General features: G+C 50.2%; 1 protein-coding gene. It reads left to right on the top strand.

What is annotated here, in order from left to right; all coding sequences use genetic code 11:
• A partial coding sequence (locus tag ACW689_RS21385; protein WP_476294428.1) for a condensation domain-containing protein occupies positions 1–1,181 on the top strand: 1,181 nt, incomplete at both ends.

Here is a 1,181-nt window from a genome sequence, read left to right as displayed (position 1 = left end):
TCTTTATCAGCCCAGATAGGGGCGCAATTACAGACACTGGCGCAGGCCTATAAAGTGACGCCATTTATGTTGTTGCATGGTGCCTTAGCCATGGTGTTATCAAGACACAGCCATAGCCACGATATTGTCATAGGGACGCCAGTTGCGAATCGCTTACAAACGGAATTAGAGCCGTTGATAGGGTTTTTCGTTAACACCTTGGTGCTGCGAGTGAATACGCAAGCACAAAGCTTAGCGACGTACCTTGCGCATATAAAAGCGGTGCATTTGGGAGCGCAAAACCATCAAGATGTGCCATTTGAGCAGTTGGTAGAGCATTTAAAGGTGCCGAGAAGCACGGCGCATTCACCTTTATTTCAAATTATGCTGACCACGGATACGCAATTTGGGGTATCGGGTGGCGCAGCGCAATTACAGTTACCGTCGCTGACCTTACAAGCACTTGAAAGTGAAGTACACAGTGCGAAGTTTGATTTGGATGTGCATGGGGTGATAGGTGAAGAAGGGGTGTCATTGACCTGGACGTATGATGTTGATTTGTTCACGCATGCGCATATAGAGACGTTGAACAGTCACTTATTGCGGGTCTTAGAAACACTGGCAGAAGGTTATTCGGATTGCATCACGCGTGTGCCGATGTTGTCACAAGCAGAGATAGATAGGCAGTTGGTGACATTGAACGACACCCAGCGAGACTACCCCAAGACGATGCTGACCCATGAATTGTTTGAAGCGCAAGTGGACGCCCATGGGACACGCAATGCGCTGATATACGACGGTGAAGTATTGAGTTATCGCACGCTGAATGAGCGAGCGAACAGGCTAGCACGTTACTTACAAGCGCAGGGCGTACAGCCAGGGAGTATTGTCGGGGTGTGTTTGACGCGTAGTACGCATATGACCATCGCGCTGTTGGCGATAATGAAAGCGGGATGTGCGTATTTACCTTTGGACCCGACCCTGCCGAGCGCGAGGTTGGCGTTTATGGTGGCAGATGCGGGTGCAACACAGGTGCTGTGCCAAACCACGTTAGAGGCACGAGCAGAGTTGATGGCGGTGAGCCAGTTGCATGATTTAGATGCAGAGGCGTTGCAAAGTGCGGTGGGGGAATATGGTGAAGATAACTTAGGACGAGATGAGCACAGCAGCCCATCGCAGTTGGCCTATGTGATTTATACCTC

It is taken from the genome of Pseudoalteromonas sp. ABE4_541 (assembly GCF_056312285.1).
This window is presented reverse-complemented; position numbering and strand designations above follow the sequence as displayed.